The sequence below is a fragment of the Noviherbaspirillum sp. genome (genome assembly GCF_035944575.1).
Classification (GTDB): Bacteria; Pseudomonadota; Gammaproteobacteria; order Burkholderiales; family Burkholderiaceae_D; genus Noviherbaspirillum.
The window spans coordinates 1-1,724 of sequence record NZ_DASZBA010000046.1; the positions used below are offsets into that span (position 1 = coordinate 1).

At 59.9% G+C, this 1,724-nt stretch carries 3 protein-coding genes; all 3 read left to right on the forward strand.

Features of this window, described 5'->3' with window-relative positions; genetic code table 11:
• The coding region (locus VGU61_RS02805; protein ID WP_326857585.1) for a DUF4399 domain-containing protein at positions 1-126 on the forward strand (126 nt) is incomplete at its 5' end.
• A gap of 9 nt (positions 127-135) precedes the next feature.
• Entirely contained in the window at positions 136-555 is a 420-nt protein-coding gene (locus VGU61_RS02810) for a DUF4399 domain-containing protein (protein WP_326857583.1), read from the forward strand.
• A 149-nt stretch (positions 556-704) separates the two neighbouring features.
• Positions 705-1,724: FHA domain-containing protein (locus VGU61_RS02815; RefSeq protein ID WP_326857584.1), on the forward strand; the 1,020-nt coding region annotated here is incomplete at its 3' end.

Here is a 1,724-nt window from a genome sequence, read left to right on the forward strand (position 1 = left end):
GAAACGGAGGCAAGGATCGAACTTCCGCCCGGAAAACACACCCTGCAGCTACTGCTTGGAGACCATGATCATGTGCCTCACGATCCCCCGGTGCATTCAAAAAAAATAACGATCACTGTGCGATGAGGTCCGATCATGAAAAACTATCTCGCGGCTGCGGTACTGATGCTTCCCTGCTTCGTGGCGATCGCCGGCGGAACCCCGGCGCCGCCTAACGCGCATCTCTATATCGGCTGGCCCAACAACGGAGAAGTGATCGCGGCGGGGAAGCCTTTCCGCGTATGGTTCGGCCTGCGCAACATGGGCGTCGCGCCGAAGGACGTCAAGTATCCGAATACCGGCCATCATCATTTACTCGTCGACACCGACCTGCCCGCGGCCGACCAGGTGATTCCTTCCGACAGGAACCACCTGCATTTTGGCGCAGGCGAAACCGAAACCATGATTGAGCTGCCCCCGGGCAAACACACGCTGCAACTTCTGATGGGTGACGACAAACACATTCCCCACAATCCACCCATTTATTCGAAAAAAATCACGGTGATCGTGAAGTAGCAAGCGGGTAAGCGATGAGTACGCCACATTGCACCGACATCGGCACGGTCTTTGCAAAGGAAGCCAGTCAAGGGAGCAGTTGAAGTGGCGGTGCCGGCTTGATAAACAAACATCCATAGCGGGCGGCGGCGTCGATCGAAGGCGGCAAGATGGAACACGGAACAGCGAACGCCGACGCGAACGGCGCGGTGACGGCTTATCTCGAATGGACCGGTGACGGAAGCGCCAGGCCAGTCGTGTTTCCGATTCATGATGAAGTGGTGATCGGGCGCGAGCCGCAGGATTCGCTCGGCACGGAAAAGTTTTTCTGCATCCCGAAGCACACCATCAGCCGCCGCCATGCCCGCGTGCGGCGGCGGCACAATACCTACTACATCGAGGATCTGCATTCCTTCAACGGCACCTTCGTGATGGGCAAGCGCCTGTCCCCGGGAAGCTGGCATCCGTTGCGCGACGGCGATGAAGTCATGGTGTCGTCCGCGCAAATCGTATTTCACTCGCTGATCGCGCCGCCGGGCGACAGCATGCCGACCATCATCGCCCGGTCGGTGGATGCCGCCGATATCACCCGGTTCATGAAGAGCGCGCCGGACGTGACCCAGGGCGACGTGCAGCGGGTCGTGAAGAAGCTGCATGCGATGGCGCAGGTCAGCATTGCCCTCGGCGTGGTCAAGGACAGCGCCACGCTGACGGAAAAGATCATGGATTTCATCTTCGAGCTCTTTCCGCTGGCCGAACGCGCGTTCATCGCCTTGCGCAAGAATGAAGGCGAGCAGCCGGTGATGGTCGCCGCGCGGCGGCGCGACGGCAGGAACGAAGATTTGAAATCGGTGCGGCTCTCGCGCACGCTGGTGCAGGAAACGATGGGCAAGAAGCACTCCATCCTGTCCGTCGACACCTTGTCGGACCGCCACTTCGGCGTGCAGCACTCCATCATCGCGCAGGCCATCCGCAGCGTCATGTGCGTACCTCTCATCCTGGAGAACGAGTGCCTCGGCCTGATCCAGGTGGATACGTCCTCCGATCCGTATGCATTCAAGGAACAGGATCTGGAGATGCTTACCGGCGTGTGTGCCGAAGCGGCGGTGGCGCTGAAGAATTTCCAGCTGTATTCCGAGATCGAAGGCTTGCTCGACGGCTTCGTGCGCGCGTCGGTGCAGGCGATCGAG